The sequence below is a fragment of the Ruegeria sp. CDSA141 genome, assembly GCF_059612005.1.
The window spans coordinates 58390-76035 of the sequence record NZ_JBXWPT010000001.1; the positions used below are offsets into that span (position 1 = coordinate 58390).

The 17646-nt window shown below is 58.5% G+C and carries 17 protein-coding genes; 9 read left to right on the forward strand and 8 right to left on the reverse strand.

Annotated features, from left to right (window positions below; genetic code table 11):
• Window positions 1-16: 16 nt before the first annotated feature.
• Window positions 17-226: a DUF1127 domain-containing protein gene (locus tag AC2FLP_RS00305; RefSeq protein ID WP_496681517.1), complete on the reverse strand. Its 210-nt coding sequence runs from the start codon at window positions 224-226 to the stop codon at window positions 17-19.
• A 124-nt stretch (window positions 227-350) separates the two neighbouring features.
• Here AC2FLP_RS00305 and AC2FLP_RS00310 point away from each other — a divergent pair, with 124 nt between their 5' ends.
• Window positions 351-1232 carry a LysR family transcriptional regulator gene (locus AC2FLP_RS00310; protein WP_117868247.1) on the forward strand — a complete coding sequence of 294 codons (882 nt, stop codon included), beginning with the start codon at window positions 351-353 and terminating at the stop codon, window positions 1230-1232.
• A 6-nt stretch (window positions 1233-1238) separates the two neighbouring features.
• Here the strand turns inward: AC2FLP_RS00310 and AC2FLP_RS00315 are convergent, their stop codons facing one another.
• Window positions 1239-2195, reverse strand: coding sequence for an NADPH:quinone oxidoreductase family protein (locus tag AC2FLP_RS00315; protein WP_496681514.1), 957 nt, complete (start codon window positions 2193-2195; stop codon window positions 1239-1241).
• Window positions 2196-2540: 345 nt separating this feature from the next.
• On the opposite strand from AC2FLP_RS00315, the gene AC2FLP_RS00320 reads away from it, so the two are divergent.
• The 3 genes from AC2FLP_RS00320 (at window position 2541) to AC2FLP_RS00330 (ending at window position 5193) form a co-directional block, all read left to right on the forward strand.
• Window positions 2541-2912, forward strand: coding sequence for a helix-turn-helix domain-containing protein (locus AC2FLP_RS00320; RefSeq protein WP_170343628.1), 372 nt, complete (start codon window positions 2541-2543; stop codon window positions 2910-2912).
• 40 nt (window positions 2913-2952) lie between these two features.
• A complete protein-coding gene (gene hisN / locus AC2FLP_RS00325) occupies window positions 2953-3744 on the forward strand; it encodes a histidinol-phosphatase (RefSeq protein WP_496681512.1) in 792 nt (263 codons plus the stop codon).
• A gap of 114 nt (window positions 3745-3858) precedes the next feature.
• Window positions 3859-5193 (forward strand): 8-oxoguanine deaminase, encoded by a 1335-nt coding sequence (locus tag AC2FLP_RS00330; protein ID WP_496681509.1) that lies wholly within the window; start codon window positions 3859-3861, stop codon window positions 5191-5193.
• Here the strand turns inward: AC2FLP_RS00330 and guaD are convergent.
• Window positions 5190-6476 (reverse strand): guanine deaminase, encoded by a 1287-nt coding sequence (gene guaD, locus AC2FLP_RS00335; protein WP_496681507.1) that lies wholly within the window; start codon window positions 6474-6476, stop codon window positions 5190-5192. The genes AC2FLP_RS00330 and guaD overlap by 4 nt on opposite strands.
• Before the next feature lie 137 nt (window positions 6477-6613).
• On the opposite strand from guaD, the gene mgtE reads away from it, so the two are divergent.
• Window positions 6614-8008 (forward strand): magnesium transporter, encoded by a 1395-nt coding sequence (gene mgtE / locus AC2FLP_RS00340; protein ID WP_496681504.1) that lies wholly within the window; start codon window positions 6614-6616, stop codon window positions 8006-8008.
• Window positions 8005-8562, forward strand: coding sequence for a 5-formyltetrahydrofolate cyclo-ligase (locus tag AC2FLP_RS00345; protein ID WP_496681501.1), 558 nt, complete (start codon window positions 8005-8007; stop codon window positions 8560-8562). Before mgtE ends, AC2FLP_RS00345 begins: the two co-directional genes overlap by 4 nt.
• A gap of 3 nt (window positions 8563-8565) precedes the next feature.
• On the opposite strand, the gene AC2FLP_RS00350 is transcribed toward AC2FLP_RS00345, so the two are convergent.
• Window positions 8566-8793, reverse strand: a complete 228-nt coding sequence (locus tag AC2FLP_RS00350; protein WP_254683768.1) for a putative hemolysin — start codon at window positions 8791-8793, stop codon at window positions 8566-8568.
• A gap of 133 nt (window positions 8794-8926) precedes the next feature.
• Here AC2FLP_RS00350 and AC2FLP_RS00355 point away from each other — a divergent pair, with 133 nt between their 5' ends.
• The 3 genes from AC2FLP_RS00355 to AC2FLP_RS00365 all read left to right on the forward strand — a co-directional run bounded on the left by AC2FLP_RS00355 (window position 8927) and on the right by AC2FLP_RS00365 (window position 12440).
• Entirely contained in the window at window positions 8927-9742 is an 816-nt protein-coding gene (locus AC2FLP_RS00355) for a TIGR00282 family metallophosphoesterase (protein WP_496681498.1), read from the forward strand.
• Window positions 9743-9829: 87 nt separating this feature from the next.
• Window positions 9830-11608 carry an SLC13 family permease gene (locus tag AC2FLP_RS00360; RefSeq protein WP_496681496.1) on the forward strand — a complete coding sequence of 593 codons (1779 nt, stop codon included), beginning with the start codon at window positions 9830-9832 and terminating at the stop codon, window positions 11606-11608.
• Between the two features lie 94 nt (window positions 11609-11702).
• The gene (locus AC2FLP_RS00365) at window positions 11703-12440 is read left to right on the forward strand and encodes a YbaY family lipoprotein (RefSeq protein ID WP_496681493.1); all 738 of its coding nucleotides are present in this window, start codon (window positions 11703-11705) and stop codon (window positions 12438-12440) included.
• 13 nt (window positions 12441-12453) lie between these two features.
• Here AC2FLP_RS00365 and AC2FLP_RS00370 read toward each other — a convergent pair whose 3' ends face one another.
• The 4 genes from AC2FLP_RS00370 to AC2FLP_RS00385 all read right to left on the reverse strand — a co-directional run bounded on the left by AC2FLP_RS00370 (window position 12454) and on the right by AC2FLP_RS00385 (window position 17580).
• Window positions 12454-14115 carry an FAD-binding dehydrogenase gene (locus AC2FLP_RS00370; RefSeq protein ID WP_117868256.1) on the reverse strand — a complete coding sequence of 554 codons (1662 nt, stop codon included), beginning with the start codon at window positions 14113-14115 and terminating at the stop codon, window positions 12454-12456.
• Window positions 14116-14125: 10 nt separating this feature from the next.
• Window positions 14126-14983 carry a bile acid:sodium symporter family protein gene (locus tag AC2FLP_RS00375; RefSeq protein ID WP_117868257.1) on the reverse strand — a complete coding sequence of 286 codons (858 nt, stop codon included), beginning with the start codon at window positions 14981-14983 and terminating at the stop codon, window positions 14126-14128.
• A gap of 73 nt (window positions 14984-15056) precedes the next feature.
• Window positions 15057-15791: a glutamine amidotransferase gene (locus AC2FLP_RS00380; RefSeq protein ID WP_496681489.1), complete on the reverse strand. Its 735-nt coding sequence runs from the start codon at window positions 15789-15791 to the stop codon at window positions 15057-15059.
• Between the two features lie 16 nt (window positions 15792-15807).
• Complete coding sequence (locus AC2FLP_RS00385; protein WP_117872594.1) at window positions 15808-17580, reverse strand: SLC13 family permease; 1773 nt, start codon at window positions 17578-17580, stop codon at window positions 15808-15810.
• Window positions 17581-17646: the final 66 nt, after the last annotated feature.

Genomic DNA, 17646 nt, shown 5'->3' on the forward strand with positions numbered 1-17646 from the left:
AATATGAGTTTCACGGTTACCTTTTCCAGAATTGGGGGGCATCCCAGAAAAAGCGATTTGCTTCTGCAGATGCTTCTTCCCGGGTCACGCCGATATCTTCCAGCACGGCGTCGTCCAGCTGTGCCAGCTTCCGCCGCTGTCTGGTCAGCTCGAAGGCTTGAGAGATCAGGGTCACAAAAGAACGTTTGGCTGGTTTGCAAGGATGATGGATCGCGAGTTGGGTCATAACTTGTCCTTTCTGCATTCTCGATGGTTTCGCCGGTTGTCATCAATTTCCTTGATTGATATGGGTGAGTATGACATATTTTTAAAACGAATATTTTTGATGGAATGCATAAGGAATCGTGAAGATGCGAAACTTGGACATTACCACCCTGCGATCCTTTGTGGCGGTTTCGGATCAAGGCGGCGTTACCCGCGCTGCCGGATTTCTGCACCTGACGCAATCTGCGGTTTCCATGCAGCTGAAACGGCTGGAGGAGCTGTTGGGCCTGGAGTTGCTGGACCGAAGCGGCAGAACAATTGCCCTGACCGCATCCGGTGAGCAGCTGTTGGCTTACGCGCGCCGTATGATTGCCTTGAATGACGAAGTTATCTCGAAACTCACCGACCAGGCTTTTGAGGGTGAGGTGGTTCTGGGCGTTCCCCATGACATCGTCTACCCCGCGATCCCTCGGGTCCTACAGCGGTTCAACGCCGATTTTCCCCGCGTCAGGGTGCAGTTGGTGTCGTCCTATTCACTGCAATTGAAAGACATGTACAAGCGGGGCGAATGTGATGTGATCCTGACGACCGAACCGTCTTCGGCCGATGGCGCGGAGACCATAGCAGAGTTGCCGTTGCGCTGGATTGGTGCGCCGGGCGGATCTGCATGGCGCAAACGTCCGTTGCCTCTGGCACTTGGACGGCGCTGTCTGTTCAGACCGCAGGTCATTTCAGCACTGGATGCCGCCGGAATACCGTGGGAACTGTCGGTAGAAACCGAAAACGACCGTACAATAGAAGCCACGGTCAGTGCCGATCTTGCCGTACACGCAATGCTGGACGGGACCGAGGCCGCACATCTTGAACAGATCGACTCGGGCGGTGCTCTGCCGGATTTGCCAGCGCATATGATCAATCTATACGGTGGGGAGCCGGGCCGGGATGCGGTTGTCGAGGCTCTGGCCCAGTTGGTACGTCAGAACTTCAGACTGCTGGGCGGTACCCAATTGCGGGCAGTGGTTGGGTGATCGCGATCAGGGCGTGATCACGATCTTGCCTGTCGATTTGCGCTCTTTCAACAGCTGCATTCCGTGTGCGACGTCTTCAAGTGGCAGGACATGACTGATGTGCGGTTTTATCCGGCCCTCTGAATGCCATTTGAACAGGGTTTCAAAGCTGTTGCGCACAGCTTCGGGGCGGAACTTCAGATATCCGCCGATATAAACCCCGATCACACTCAGGTTTTTGACCAGCAGATGATTGGCGGGGATCTGCGGAACGTCACCCCCGGCAAATCCGATGGGCAGCAAGCGTCCCTCGGGGTTGGTGGCGCGGAAAGCGGCCTTGAACACATCTCCGCCGATGACGTCATAGACGACATCCGCGCCGCCCAGAGACTTGACCCGTTCCCGCAAGTCTTCGGAAGCATCGATCAGATGATCGGCACCGGCAGCTCTGGCAACGGCTAGCTTGTTCTCGCCTCGTGCCTGGGCGATAACTGTGGCGCCCATGAGTTTACCGATTTCGACGGCGGTCAGGCCAACGCCACCTGCAGCACCCGTGACCAGAAGGGTTTCGCCGGATTGCAGACGCGCCCTGTGTTCAAGGGCTATGTGACTGGTCGCATATGCGATCTGGATGGCGGCGGCATCTTCGAAACTGGTGCTGTCCGGCAGCAGGATCGCGCGGTCCGCGTCGAAAACGCCGTATTCCGCCAACCCGCCCTGACCTGAATAGACCGCGATCCGGTCGCCCGGCCTCAGCGTTGAAACTCCGGGTCCGACTGTATCCACGACGCCGGCGACCTCCATTCCCAGAGTGAACGGGGCAGGTGGAGTGTCCTGATACGAGCCCTTCTGCATCAGCAGGTCAGCGAAGTTCAGGCCACAAGCTTTTATCGCGACCCGCACCTGGCCTTTTCCCGGCTCAGGTTTATTCACGTCACAAAGCCGGGCAGACGCCCCGTGGGATGGAATGCAATAGGCCCGCATACGGTTCCTCAACAGTTTGCGACATAGGCGCGTGTGCCGTCAGAAAAGTCAATCCGTTTGCTTCGAAGAGGGAAAGGACCGTAGTTTCCGGGGGGGCGAAATCAAGTGGCCGAAAAAGAGATGCGCAAAGGCCCAAGGTAATACAACCACAAATCCCTGTAAGGTGTGCTGGACTCAACCAGCTTGAAAAAAATCTCAAAACCGGCATTATATACAGTCAGTGCTGCAAACGGGGGGGGGCGGTACAGTCCGTATTAGGGAGCGGTTAAGTGGAGCTCTCTAGAATTGCGATATCGGACGTCGCAAAATCCCGTGCAGATGTTTGTGTAGTATAGGAGAATACCAATGACTCATCACGTCGATGTCCATGTGGGCAAGCGCGTTCGGCATCGCCGCTGGCTGATTGGGATGACCCAGCAGCAGTTGGCACAGCAAGTTGGTATCAAGTTTCAGCAAATCCAGAAATATGAGACCGGTGCCAACCGAATCAGCGCATCCCGCCTGTGGGACATCGCCGAGGCGTTGGATGTTCCGGTCAGCTTTTTCTTCGAAGGTCTGGAAGAAGCCCAGAAAAGCGACGCGGACAAGAAATCTGTCCCTGCTGACCTGATGGGTGACAAAGAAGCTTTGGATCTGGTGCGCTCTTACTATGCGATTCCGGAAAACCAGCGTCGCCGCCTGTTCGAGCTGGCGCGGGTTCTCAGCGACGTTGCCTGACTGACTTGACTTTGTCGCGGATTGCCCGCACCTCAAGGGCATGCAACCGACGACACCGAGCGATATCGAAATTGCCGAAGAAATGGCCGAAGCAGCGCGAGCGGCCATACTCCCTTTTTTTCGTCAAACAAACCTAGAAACTGCCAACAAACTGGCCGACGGGTTTGACCCGGTCACCGTGGCTGATCGGGCCGCTGAACAAGCGATGCGGGAAGTTCTGGCGCGGCAACGCCCGGATGACGGTATTCTGGGCGAAGAGTTCGGCGAGCATAAGGGCACCAGTGGCCGCACTTGGGTATTGGATCCCATCGATGGGACTCGCGGGTTTATCAGTGGCACGCCAACCTGGGGCGTTCTGATAGCGCTGAGCGATCACGATGGGCCGTTCATGGGTGTGATCGACCAGCCTTATATCCGAGAGCGTTTTGTTGGATCGTCTTCCGGTGCTCACCTGACCGGTCCGCAGGGCACCAGCAGAATGCAAACGCGCAAGACCAGAACGCTGGATCAGGCAACTCTGTTTACCACCTTCCCCGAGGTTGGAACCCCGAAGGACCGCGCTGGGTTTCAGGCCGTGTCCGAGCAGGTGCAACTGACGCGCTATGGAATGGATTGCTACGCCTATGCGCTTCTGGCTGCCGGGCAGGCGGATTTGGTGATCGAGGCGGGCTTGAACTCTTATGATATTCAGGCGCCGATTGCCGTTATTCAGGCGGCCGGCGGTATTGTAACCGATTGGCAGGGTGGCCCTGCTCATGAAGGTGGCCGGGCCTTGGCTGCGGCAAACGCTGACCTTCATGCCGCAGCGCTTGAGATACTCCGCCAGTTCTGAATTCTGTTGCCCAGTGCGCCAAAGGCAACTAAACCGGTGATGGCCGGTTCTTGAGCCCGTTTTCCACCGGTTGACGCACTTCTTGCATGAGACGGGCAGATGCAGGAGCGCGAAATGACGGAAATCCTACTCAAGAATGCTGATCTGATCCTGACGATGGACGAGTCCCGGCAAGAGTTGTCCCGGGCTGATGTTCTGGTACGCGACGGGCAGATTGCCCGGATCGGGTGGGGGCTGGAAACACAGGGTGAGGTGCACGATGCCTCGGGCTGTGTGGTGACACCCGGCCTGGTAAATACCCACCACCATCTCTATCAAACTCTGACACGGGCGGTGCCCGGCGGACAGGATGCGTTGCTGTTTGGGTGGCTGCAAACGCTCTATCCGATCTGGTCGCGTTTTGGGCCGGAAGAAGTGTTCACCTCGGCCCAGATCGGTTTGGCAGAACTGGCGCTGTCGGGGTGCACGCTCAGTTCCGATCACCTTTACCTCTACCCCAATGGCGCGCGGCTTGGGGATACGATCGCTGCCGCGTCCGAGTTGGGGATGCGGTTCCATCCGACGCGTGGCGCGATGAGCATTGGCGAAAGCGACGGCGGCCTGCCACCGGACAGTCTGGTGGAAAAGGAAGCCGCCATTCTGGACGACATGATCCGGGTTGTTGATACGTTTCATGATTCATCCGAGGGTTCAATGTGCCGCGTTGGCCTTGCTCCGTGTTCACCGTTTTCCGTCAGCCGGGACCTGATGCGGGATGCAGCGTTGCTGGCGCGGGACAAGGGCGTGATGCTGCATACCCATCTGGCCGAGAATGATGAGGATATCGCCTATTCGCAGGCGCAATTCGGCTGCCGCCCGGGGCAATATGCCGAGGAATTGGGTTGGACCGGCCCGGATGTCTGGCACGCCCATTGCGTCAAGCTGGACGGGGCCGAGATCGATCTGTTTTCACGCACCAAAACAGGTGTGGCCCATTGCCCCTGTTCAAATTGTCGTCTCGGATCAGGCATAGCTCCGGTGCGGGCAATGCGGGATGCCGGTATCAAGGTTGGCCTCGGCGCGGATGGATCGGCCAGCAATGACAATGGCAACCTCATGCTTGAGGCGCGCCAGGCCATGTTGCTGCAACGGGTTGCCAATGGTGCAGATGCCATGTCGGCCCGCGAAGCGCTTGAGATTGCGACGCGCGGCGGGGCGGATGTGTTGGGACGTCCCGATTGCGGACGGCTGATGCCCGGAAAACGTGCCGATATTGCGGTGTGGGATACCCGCGGCATCGAAAGCGCGGGCAGTTGGGATCCGGCGGCGCTGCTTCTGGCGGGGCCGATGTCTGTGAAACACCTGTTCGTCGAAGGCCGCCAGATCGTGCGTGACGGGCACATAACGACCATCGATCTGCCCCGCGTGATCGAACGCCAGAACACGCTTGCCCGGGCGTTGCAGGCCTAAGTCGCCTGCTGTCCGCCGATCCAGACCTCTGCCACGGCGCGATCATCGCCCATCATGATGGTTGGGAAGATCGCCTCCCAAACATCTTCTGCATGGGCCTCGCGCTGGGCGATGGCGGGGGTCGAGGCGAGGTCGATCACGACCAGATCCGCCTCCATCCCCCGAGTGATGTTTCCGATGCAGTCGTCCATACGCAGGCTCCGGGCCGATCCGACCGTGCCCAACCACAGCAATTGCGCCGGATGCAGGGGACGACCGCGCAGTTGACCGATCTCATAGGCGGCGGCCATGGTGCGCAGCATCGAAAAGCTGGACCCGCCGCCGGTATCCGTGGCCAGACCGATCCGGTGGCCATCATGGATCAGCCCGTTCATGTCAAACAATCCCGATCCGATGAACGTGTTCGACGTGGGGCAATGAATCAAAGAGGCATCGACCTCGCGCAGCCGATCCCGTTCCCGGTCTTCCAGATGGATGACATGGCCATACAGGCCGTTCTGGCCCAACAGGCCAAATTTTTCGTAGGTGTCCAGATAATCCCTTGCATCAGGGAACAGGGACCGGACCCATTCGATTTCATCCGTTTGCTCGCTCAGATGAGTTTGCATGAGACAATGCGGATGCTCGGCCCAAAGCGCGCCCATGGCCTCGAGCTGTTCCGGGGTCGAGGTTGGTGAAAAGCGCGGCGTGATCGCATAGGACAAGCGATCGACGCGATGCCATTTTTCCAGCAGGGCGGCGGATTGGTCATAAGCCGTCTGCGCGGTGTCGCGCAGACCTTCGGGCGCGTTACGGTCCATGCAGGTCTTGCCGGCGACGACACGCTGCCCACGCTGTTGCGCCGCGGTGAAAAAGGCATCCACGCTTTCAGGGTGAATCGTGCAAAAACTGCACATGGTCGTGGTGCCGTGGGCGGTTGTGAGGTCCAGATACCGGTTGGCGATCTCGGTCGCATAGTCGAAATCGCCGAACTTCATCTCTTCCGGGAAGGTATAGGTGTTCAGCCAGTCGATCAGCCGTTTGCCCCAGCTGGCGATCATCGCCGTCTGTGGATAATGCACATGCGGGTCGACGAACCCAGCCATGATCAAGCGCGTTCCGTGATCCTTCGTGACTGCGTCAGGGTGGGCTTTTTTCAGTGTATCGACGGTGCCGACCTCTGCAATTCGCCCGTGTTCGACCACGACCGCTTCGTCCAGCCGGGTCGCCTCGGTCGGCTCTCCGTCAAAGGGTGAGCCTGTGAAACTCAGAACACGCCCTTTCAAAAGCGTCTTTTGCGCCATTTTCCCTGTTCTCCACCTGTTTGGAACCGCGCACTAGCATAGGCGGACGAAAGAAGTGGGTAAATCGGCGCATTGTCATTGTTTTCTGGTAGCTGCTTCTTCTATTTAAGGGCAAATCGAAAAAAAAGGGGCAGAGCATGACGACAGGCAGTGACGAAGCCGGACACGATCCGCCCCGGGATGAGGACGTCTATGCGCTCGATCCCAAGGCTGTGGCCGCGATCCTTTATGCAGTGGATATTGACGACCGCGATAAGCTGATCGAGTTGATGGAGCCGCTGCATTCGGCCGATATTGCTGACCTTCTTGAGCAGATCAACCCGTTTGACCGTTCCCGCCTGATCCGCCTGTACGACAAGGAATTTGACGGCGATATCCTGTCTGAACTGGATGAATCGGTTCGTGAAGAGGTGATCTCGGTTCTGAAGCCGGACGTTCTGGCAGAAGCCGTGCGCGAGATGGAAAGCGACGATGTCGTTGACCTGCTGGAAGACCTTGAAGAGCCGCAGCAGGAAACCATTCTGGACGCGTTGGAGGATTCCGAGAGGATCGCCGCCGAACAGGCGCTGTCCTACCCCGAGAATTCTGCCGGTCGTCTCATGCAGCGCGAAGTCGTCATGGCGCCTGAGCATTGGACCGTTGGACAAGCCATTGATTTCATGCGCGCCAATGACGATCTGCCGGAACAGTTCTATCACATTGTTCTGGTCGATCCGCGCCTGAAGCCTGTGGCGCAGGTGACGTTGGGCAAGCTGATGGCGACACGGCGTGAGGTGCCGCTGCTTGATCTGGCAGAAGAGGAATTCCACAGTATCCCCGTCGATCAGGACGAGGAAGACGTGGCCTATGCCTTCAACCAGTACCACCTGATCTCGTCCCCGGTGGTGGATGCCGATGGGCGTCTGGTTGGCGTTATCACCATCGACGACGCGATGGTGGTTCTGGATGAAGAGCACGAAGAAGACATTCTGCGTCTTGCCGGTGTCAGCAACGAAAGCTCTTTGTCCGACAGCGTGGCGGCAACCAGTCGGCGGCGATTGCCGTGGCTGGCGGTGAATCTGTGTACGGCGATCTGTGCCTCGCTGGTGATTTCACAGTTTGAGGCGGCGATTGATCAGTTGGTCGCCCTGGCCATCCTGATGCCGATTGTGGCCTCGATGGGCGGCAATGCGGGCACGCAATCGCTGACGGTAGCCGTGCGCGCACTGGCGACGCGCGACCTGACCAATGCAAACGTGATGCGGGTGATCCGGCGCGAGTTGCTGGTCGGTATGCTCAACGGGCTGTGTTTCGCCATCGTGTTGGGAACCGTGGGGATGTTGTGGTTCGATTCTCCGCTCCTGGGTGTCGTGATCGGGTCGGCCTTGGTCGTGAACATGATCATCGCAGGGTTTGCAGGTACGGTAGTACCGGTCGTGCTTGACCGCTTGGGCATCGACCCGGCGCTTGCATCGGGGACCTTTGTGACAACCACGACGGACGTCATGGGGTTCTTCATCTTTCTTGGGCTTGCCAGCGTGGTGCTACTGTGACCGATCTGACCGAAATCAAAGCCACAGCGCGCAAAGCGGCCTTTGCCCGCCGCAAGGCCGCGTTTGATGCCCGCTTGCCGGGTGCAGCCGGGCGCTTGTCCGAGGTTCTGGCAGGCCATCGCGGTGTGCCCCTGTCAGGTTATATGCCGATCCGGACCGAGATCGACCCGGTCCCCGCCATGGCCGAGGCGTCGGCCTATGGCCCGGTGGGTGTGCCTGTCATTCAGGCAGCCGGTCTGCCGCTGAAATTCTCTCGCTGGACACCAGAAGGCGCGCTCAGGGATGGTCCCTTTGGTGCAAAAGTGCCCCAGGTGGATGACTATTTCGACCCCGAAATTCTGATCGTGCCGCTGGTCGCCTTCGATGCAAATGGTGGCCGCCTGGGTTATGGCGGCGGGTTTTACGACCGGACACTGGAAGGTCTGCGCGCCAAACGCCCGACGCTTGCCATCGGCTTTGCTTTTGATGCGCAAGAGGCTGCGGACCTGCCTCTCGAACTGACCGACCAACCGCTGGACATGGTTGTCACGGAAAGCCGCGTGCTGACCTTCTAGCTGCTACTTCTCGAAGTGGCTGCGCAAGTAATCCCAGGCATCCACCTCGGTGCCGTCCTTTAGGATGCAGATGCCGTAGACGCTGCCGTCTTCGTTTTTTCGAAGTTGGTAGGTCCCGTCGTTTTCAATGCAAAAGGTCGCAGCGGGGTTGGGCATGGATGTCTTGGTGCCTTCGGCCGCGGCAGCAGTTGCCGCCAGAAGGCAGCCTGTCAGAACAATTGACGACTTCACGAAGAATTCCTTCCGTATTCAAGAGATGTCTCGAAACATTGCCGCGGCAGAATTTGATTTCAACCCCGAAGTCTGCCGGAAATTTCATGCTTCCGCCTTGTTATTGCCCTGCGCAGCCCCTACGACCCGGATCATGAGGATTTTATTTCTTGGTGATGTCATGGGGCGCGCGGGCCGCGCAGCCGTTCAGCAGCATTTGCCGCGTCTTCGCGACGAATGGCGGCTGGATTTTGTTGTGGTCAACGGTGAAAACGCGTCGAACGGAATGGGGCTGAGCGGTGATCACGCCAAGCTGCTTCTGGATGCTGGTGCGGATTGTCTGACGCTGGGTGATCATGCCTTCGACCAGAAGGATATGTTGCAATACATCGAGAAAGAACAGCGTATCGTGCGTCCGGTGAACTTTGCCAAAGGAGCACCGGGCCGGGGGCATCGACTTTTCAACGCGGCGGGCGGGCGCAAGGTTCTGGTGGTGCAGGTGCTGGGGCAGGTCTTCATGAAACGGCCGTTTGACGATCCGTTCTCGGCCATTGAACCGATCCTGAAGTCGCATCCTCGCGGAGGGCAGGCGCAAGCCATCATCGTGGACATGCATTGCGAGGCGACGTCCGAGAAGATGGCTATGGGCCACTATTGTGACAAGCGCGCAAGCCTCGTGGTGGGGACGCATACCCATGTGCCGACTGCGGATTCTCAAATTTTGCCCGGTGGCACAGCGTATCTGACGGATGCGGGCATGTGCGGCGACTACGACTCGGTCATCGGCATGGACAAGCAGGAACCGATGCGCCGCTTCATCACCGGTATGCCCAAGGCGCGGTTCACCCCTGCCAATGGTGAGGCCACGCTGAGCGGCGTGTTCGTGGAAACCAATGATCGCGACGGTCAGGCTAAATCTGTGCGTATGGTTCGCGTCGGGGGGCGTCTTGAACAGGCTGGACCTGATTAATCAACGTCAGGCTTGCTCTGCTGCGCTCAATGCGTGAAACTGCATGTCATCAGGCGCTTGGGCCCGGGTTCGGACAGAATACCACGAATGAATTTCCTTTCACTGACAGACACAGGCAGCGCAATTCTGGCGCTGCTCATCGTTGCGGGCATGTTCGTCATGTTCCTGCGCGAGGTTTATCCGACCGAGGTCGTGGCCATTGGTGGCGTCTCGCTGATGCTTGTCACAGGCATCCTGCCCTATCAAAGCGCGTTGGCGGTTCTGTCCAACCCTGCGCCCTGGACGATTGGCGCGATGTTCATCATCATGGGGGCTTTGGTGCGAACGGGGGCGTTGGACTCGTTCACCTCGACTGCGCAGAAACAGGCTCAGGTCAACCCGCGTTTCGCCATCGGGTTGCTTATGGCGTTTGTCGTGCTGGCTTCGGCGGTGGTGTCGAATACACCTGTTGTTGTGGTGATGATCCCGGTCTTTGTTCAGATCGCCCGCACGCTGAACGTACCTGCGTCGAAACTGTTGATTCCGCTGAGCTATGCCGCCATTCTGGGCGGCACGCTGACGCTGATCGGCACGTCGACCAACCTGCTCGTTGATGGTGTCGCTCGCGCTCAGGGGATGAAAGCCTTCACGATTTTCGAAGTCACGCCACTGGGGATCGCGCTGGTGATCTATGGCATGATCTATTTGCGGTTCATTGCGCCCAAGCTGTTGCCCGAGCGGGACAGCATGGCGTCACTGCTCAGCGATCGGTCCAAGATGAAGTTCTTCACCGAAGCTGTCATTCCGCCGGACAGTAACCTGATCGGGCGCGAAGTAACCGGGGTACAGTTGTTCAAACGCCCTGGTGTGCGTCTGATCGATGTCATTCGGGGGGACGAGTCGCTGCGGCGTAACCTGAAAGGCGTCGAACTGAAAGTTGGCGATCGGGTGGTTTTACGCACCGAGATGACCGAACTTCTGAGCCTTCAGAGCAACAGGGAACTCAAACGTGTGGATCAGGTATCTGCCGTTGAAACCAAGACGGTTGAGGTGTTGATCACACCCGGGTGCCGTTTGGTGGGGCGGACCCTTGGAATGATGCGGCTTCGGCGTCGCTATGGCGTTTACGTGCTGGCGGTGCACCGCCGTAACCAGAACATTGGTCGCCAGTTGGATGATTTGGTGGTCAGGGTTGGGGATACGTTGCTTTTGGAAGGTGCCCCGGCGGATATCCAGCGGCTTGCGGCTGATATGGACATGGTGGACGTCACACAACCATCGGCTCGAGCATTCCGTCGAAGCCATGCACCCATTGCGATTGGTGCTCTTGTAGGGATTGTCGTCCTCGCCGCGCTGGGCATTGCGCCCATCCTGTTGTTGTCGATTGTGGCCTGCGCCGTGGTTCTACTGACCCGCTGTATCGACGCGGATGAGGCGTTTTCCTTTGTTGAAGGTCGCCTGTTGGCGTTGATCTTCGCGATGCTGGGCATAGGGGCTGCGCTGGACAGCTCTGGCGCGGTTTCTCTGATCGTCGAAGCTGTTGCGCCGGGGCTCAGTGCCTTGCCGCCATTCCTGATTATCTGGGCGATTTATCTGCTGACCTCGGTGCTGACCGAACTGGTCTCCAACAACGCCGTTGCGGTTGTCGTCACTCCGATCGCCATCGGTCTGGCGCAGGCTGTCGGGATAGATCCGCGTCCGCTGGTCGTTGCGGTTATGGTGGCGGCCTCGGCATCGTTTGCAACACCGATCGGGTACCAGACAAACATGATGGTCTATGGTCCCGGAGGCTACAGGTTCACCGATTTCATGAAGGTAGGCGTGCCGCTGAACCTGACGGTCGGATTGTTGGCGTCCCTGCTTATCCCATTGATCTGGCCGTTATGATATCGGCACAGATTTGCCGCTTTGCTCGCGGCGTACTTGTAAATGTCGGATGAACAGCAATCTTTTGTAGAACTGATATTTAAAGGGTACTGCTATGCTGACACTCGTCCGCGCCACGTTTCCTGCGGTTGCTTTCGCCACCGTTTTGAGCGGCACATCGCTTGCTGGAACCGTCGAAGGAACTGCAACCTACCGAGAGCGTATTGCGCTTTCGCCCGACACGACCTTGTTCGTCGAGCTTCAGGATATCTCATTGGCGGATGCGCCGGCCGAAACGCTTGCCGCGCAGAGATATGCCCTGACCGGTGTGCCGGCGCAGTTTGAACTGACCTATGATGATGCGTTGATTCAGGACGGGCGCAACTATGCCGTGCGCGCTTCGGTCATGCAGGGGCAAAAGCTGTTGTTCACCACCGATACTGTCTATCCGGTTCTGACACATGGGGCCGAGAATTCAGCTGACCTGCTGATGATACAGGTGCAACACCAAGGTGCCGCGATGCTGGAAAACACCGAGTGGTACGCCTCGGGCCTCAATGGTGCGCCTATTGAGACAGAGAAACGTCCTGAACTTGCTTTCGGGCAGGGCGGGGCCTTTTCAGGAAACGGCGGTTGCAACCGGTTCAGTGGCCAGGCCGAGATTTCTGCCAATCGGATCGAGTTCCCGGACAATATGGCCGCAACGCTCATGGCGTGCCCACCCCCGCTGGATGAGGTCGAGCGGCAGTTTCTGAAAGCGATGCAAAGAGTCACGACCTTCGCGGTGCAAGGCAACGCGCTGGCCTTGCTGGATGCTCAGGGTGAGCCGGTGATCAAACTGGTACGCAAGTAAAAGGGCAGGGTTGTCAGGCGACGGCCCTCGATCGCCCTGCGTTGCGACCTGAAAAGATGCAGCCACCCAGGAACGTTCCCTCCAGCGCGTTGTAACCGTGATAGCCACCACCACCGAACCCGGCGACTTCGCCGGCAGCGAAGAGGCCGGGCACCACTTGACCGTCGGCACCGATCATCTGACTGTCCAGATTGGTCTGCAAACCGCCCAGCGTCTTGCGTGTCAGAACATGCAGCTTGACCGCGATCAACGGGCCGTTGGACGGATCAAGGAACTTGTGAGGTTTGGCGGTGCGGATCAGTTTGTCTCCACGATAATTGCGGGCTGCAAGGATCGCCATCATCTGCGCGTCTTTTGAGAAGGGATTGTCGACCTGAGAATCCCGCGCTTCGATCTGGGCGCGCAAATGGGCCTCGTCTATCAGCCCCCCACCCAAATGGTTCATTCCGTTGACCAGCTCGGTCAACGTGTTGGCAACAACAAAATCCTCGCCTTTCTCCTTGAATGCCTCGACCGGGGCGGTCGCTTTGGACCCGGACAGAATTCGTTGACGAATAACCTCTTTCCAGCTGCCTGACGTGAAGTCTGGGTTCTGCTCGGACCCGGACAGGGCGAATTCCTTCTTGATCACCTTCTGGGTCAGAACAAACCAACTGTATTCATACCCGGTTTTCAGGATTTCGCGCAGTGTCCCCAGCGTATCGAACCCGGGCAGGCAGGGGGGGTGCAACCGGTTTCCGCGTGCATCGAACCACATAGAGCTGGGGCCGGGCAGAATGCGAATGCCATGGGCGGGCCAGATCGGGTCCCAGTTGCGAACGCCTTCGGTGTAATGCCACATGCGGTCACCATTGATGACATGGCCACCTGCTTTTTCACTGATAGCGATCATACGACCGTCGACGTGAAACGGTACCCCTGCCACCATGTCCTGTGGCGGTTCCCCTAGACGATCCCTGGGCCAGTTCTGGCGCACCAACTCAAAATTGCCACCAATACCGCCAGAGGTGACGATCACAGAAGGCGCATAAGCCTCGAACTCGCCGACCTCGTCGCGGTTGGTTTTGCCGCCGCGCTGGGCGGTGTCATCGGCCAGAACCTCGCCGGAGACGCCTTTGGCGGTGCCATTCTGCATGATGATATGGCTGACCTGATGACGGTACTTCATCTGGATCAGCCCGGCACTGGCATGGTCGCGGACGCGACGGATGAAGTGTTCCAGCACTCCGGGGCCGGTGCCCCACGTGATGTGAAAGCGCGGGACAGAATTGCCGTGCCCGTTTGCGTAGGACCCGCCGCGCTCGGCCCAGCCTACGACCGGAAACCAGCGCAGCCCCATCTCGTGCAGCCAGGGGCGCATTTCGCCAGCTGCGAACTCGATATAGGCTTCGGCCCATTTGCGAGGCCAGGTATCTTCTTCCCGGTCAAACTGCGCGCTGCTCATCCAGTCGCGCAACGCCAGATCGTGGCTGTCGCGGATACCCATACGGCGTTGTTCCGGGGTGTTGACCATAAACAGGCCACCCAGGCTCCAGAATGCCTGACCGCCCAGAAAGCCTTCTGGTTCCTGATCGAGTATGATTACCTTTTTACCTCGGTCGCCCAGTTCAGCTGCGGCGGCCAATCCGGCCAGACCAGCACCGACAACGATCGCATCAGCAGTGTTGTTTGTCATAACGGTCCTTTCAGCGCCTGCGGAACCAGACAAGAAACGGCAGAACCACGGCGTACATCGTAATACCATAAACCGCCGAGGGCAGGGCCAGCGGGCTGAACCCGCTTTCGGTATTCGTAATCAGCGCCGCCAGTGTAATGCCCAGCGTGGAATTTTGAATTCCGGTTTCGATTGAAATCGTCTTGCACTCATTCCAGGACAGGTTTGATATCCTCGCCAGCCCTAATCCACAGAAAAGCAATACGATATTCAGAGAAATCAAGCCGGCGCCCATGATGCCGAGATTTTCGACGAACAGTTGCCAGTTCCCGGCCAGTGCAGCGGCAACGATCAGCACGAACAAAACGGTCGCGAGCGCCGACAACCCCGGCTCCACACGGTTTGCAAACCCCGTTGCAAAGTTGCGAATCCCTACACCAATGGCCACCGGTAACGTAGTGATCAGGAACAGAGCAACAGCCAGCCCGGTGATGGAAACGTCAGGGGCTTCGTCGCCCATGAAATGCGCGATCGACCAGGCGGCCAATATTGGTACGGTTACGATCGACAGAAGGCTGATCACGGCGGTCAGGCTGACTGAAAGCGCGACATCGGCCTTGGCGAGCTTTGACAGGATATTGCTGGTTACGCCGCCTGGACAAAAACTGAGCAGCATGAAACCAACCGCGATTTCAGGCGGCAAAGCAAAAATTTTGACCGTCACAAAGGCCGCCACCGGCAATAGAACAACCTGACTTGCCGCCCCGATGGCAAAGGCGCGACGTCGGCTCAGGACACGGCGGAAATCTGCGACCTCCAGTCCGATACCCAGAGACAGCATGATAACGGCCAGTGAAACCGGCAGGCCGACGTTAATAAGCAGATCCAAGGACAACTCCTCCCAAAGTTGCTTCAGATCAGCCTAAGCGAGGCGGGAAGGCTCAGGCAACCGCGCCGTTGGGTCACTCGTATCGTCTGACGAACCGGCGCAGGATCTCGCCGGGTTGTGTGACATCGGCAGAATGGCAGTGGTCGATCAGTTTCTGCGCGTCTTCAGGCGGGAAATAGCCGTGGTTCTTGTAGATATTGATGCGCTGTTCAAAATCCCTGGCGTCGGCTTCGGGATGGAACTGCGTGGCATATACGTTCTGCCCCCAGCGGATCATCTGGAACGGGCAGGGGTCTGACGCGACAAGGTGCACGCACCCTTTCGGCAGAGCCTGAACCGCTTCCTTGTGACCAACGAAAGCGTCAAAGGTGGCCTCCAACCCTGCGGTCAACGGGTCCTGCTGGCCTTCCGGGGTCAGATGGCAAGTGGATGGTCCGACGGGTTCGCCATATCGGGCCTTGCTGACGTCGCCGCCCAGATGCGCAGCCAGAATACCAAGGCCATAGCAGCAACCCACGAACGGGTGATCCCGTGCGATGATCTGCGGCATCAACCCCATGATCGTCGTCTCGATCCGGGCATCCAACGGGGATTTGGTCGCCGGGTTGTCACTGACGCATCCCGGTCCGCCTCCTACGATGACACCGGCGTAGTCCGTGACATCCAACCCCTCGGGCAGGTTTTCGCAGTCCAGACGGACGCGATGGGTCTGATCGGGCGACAACCCGCTCCGGTTCAGGATCGAGGCGTACTCGGCGTCGGACGCATCGGTTTCGGGGCGCAGTTGCAGAATCAAAAAGCGTTTCATGCGCAGCCTTTACCTGTCACAGCGGCCAGAACACAAGAATGGCAGGAACAGAAACGGCGATGATCAGCATCTCCAGCGGCAATCCCATGCGCCAGTAGTCACCGAATCGATAGCCGCCGGGGCCCAGAACCAGCGTGTTGTTCTTGTGCCCGATGGGGGTCAGGAACGCAGCCGAGGCCGCAACGGCCACGGTCATCAGAAACGGGTCGGGCGATACCTCAAGGGTACGTGCCATTTGTATCCCGACCGGCGCGGCGACAATGGCAGTGGCGGTGTTGTTCAACACGTCCGACAACGTCATCGTGACAACCATCAGTACCGTCAGAATGGCCCAGGCAGGCAAGCCGTCGGTCAATTGGATCAGAGCGTTTGCGATCAGTTCGGTGCCGCCGGATGTTTGAAGGGCACTGCCCAGCGGGATCATTGAGCCCAACAAGACGACCACAGGCCATTCGATATGATTGTAGATGTCAGCGATTGGCATGATCTTGGTCAATACATAGGCAATGACGACCAGCCCCAATGCGACAGGCAGGTAAATCAGCCCAACACTTGCCGCCAAAACAGCCGCAGCAAACAGACCAATAGCCAACCATGCCTTTTCATTTGCAGTTACGCTCAGCCCACGTTCAGCAAGCGGCAGGCAGCCAAGCCAATCGGTCACATCGGCAGAACGATCTCGGGGGCAAAGCAAAAGTAGGATATCGCCCGGCTCCACCTCGGTCTTGCGGACCTGCTCGGTAATGCGACGCCCTTGTCGAGAGATGCCCATCAGGACGGTGCTTTGGCGCCAAGCCAACCCGACACCTTGTGCCGTGCGTCCGGCGATGCGGGCGTTTTCCGGGACTACGATCTCGATTACCTCCAATCCATCGCCCTCGGCCGTCAACAGTTCCTGCCGTCGGGTGTCCGAGAAATCGAGGTTGAGGGCGGCACGAAACTCATCCAACGCTTCCGGACGGGCTTCTAATACCAGCGCATCACCTTCTTTGAGAGTGGCGTGCGCCGACCTGCCATAGCGACGTTTGCCATCGCGGATAAGGCCGATGATCGCCACGTCTGATTTCTCGGCAACTTCATAAAGCTCGCTGACCCGTTTACCGATATGAGCAGAGTCGGGTGGGACGGTCAGTTCGGCGATGTATTCGGCCAGTGCCTCAGATGTCTCGGCTTGCGGCCCGCGATTGGGGATCAGGCGCCATCCTACCAGAGCGACAAAGGCAAGGCCGGCGATCGCGGCCAGCCCACCGACAGGGGCGAAATCGAACATGTGGAACGGTTCGCCCAGTGTTTCCTGCCGGATCGATGCGATGATGATGTTCGGGGGGGTCCCGATCAGCGTGGCCATCCCCCCAAGAATGGTCGCAAAGCTCAGCGGCATCAGGGTCAGACCCACAGACCGGCCTGCTTTGCGTGCGGTCTGAATGTCCACGGGCATCAGCAGCGCCAATGCGGCCACGTTGTTCATGAAGGCCGACAAAACCGCGCCGATCCCGCCCATCAGCGCAATATGCGCGCCGAGGCCACGCGAGGCATCAACCAAAGTGCGGGTAATCAGGAAAACGGCTCCCGACCTGACCAGACCAGCAGAGACCACCAACACCAACGCCACGATGATGGTGGCGGGATGGCCGAACCCGGCAAAGGCATCATCCACCGGCACGACGCCCAGCACGACGCCGATCATCAGCGCAGCAAAGGCCACAAGGTCGTATCGAAACCGACCCCAAAGCAGCATTCCGAAGACCGTGATGAAAAGCGCAAAAAGAATGATCTGATCTGTCGTCATGCCGTCACCATACAAGCCAGTGAAGCCGTCGCAAGCCACTCTCTTGATCCTGCCCCCCGCAAACGT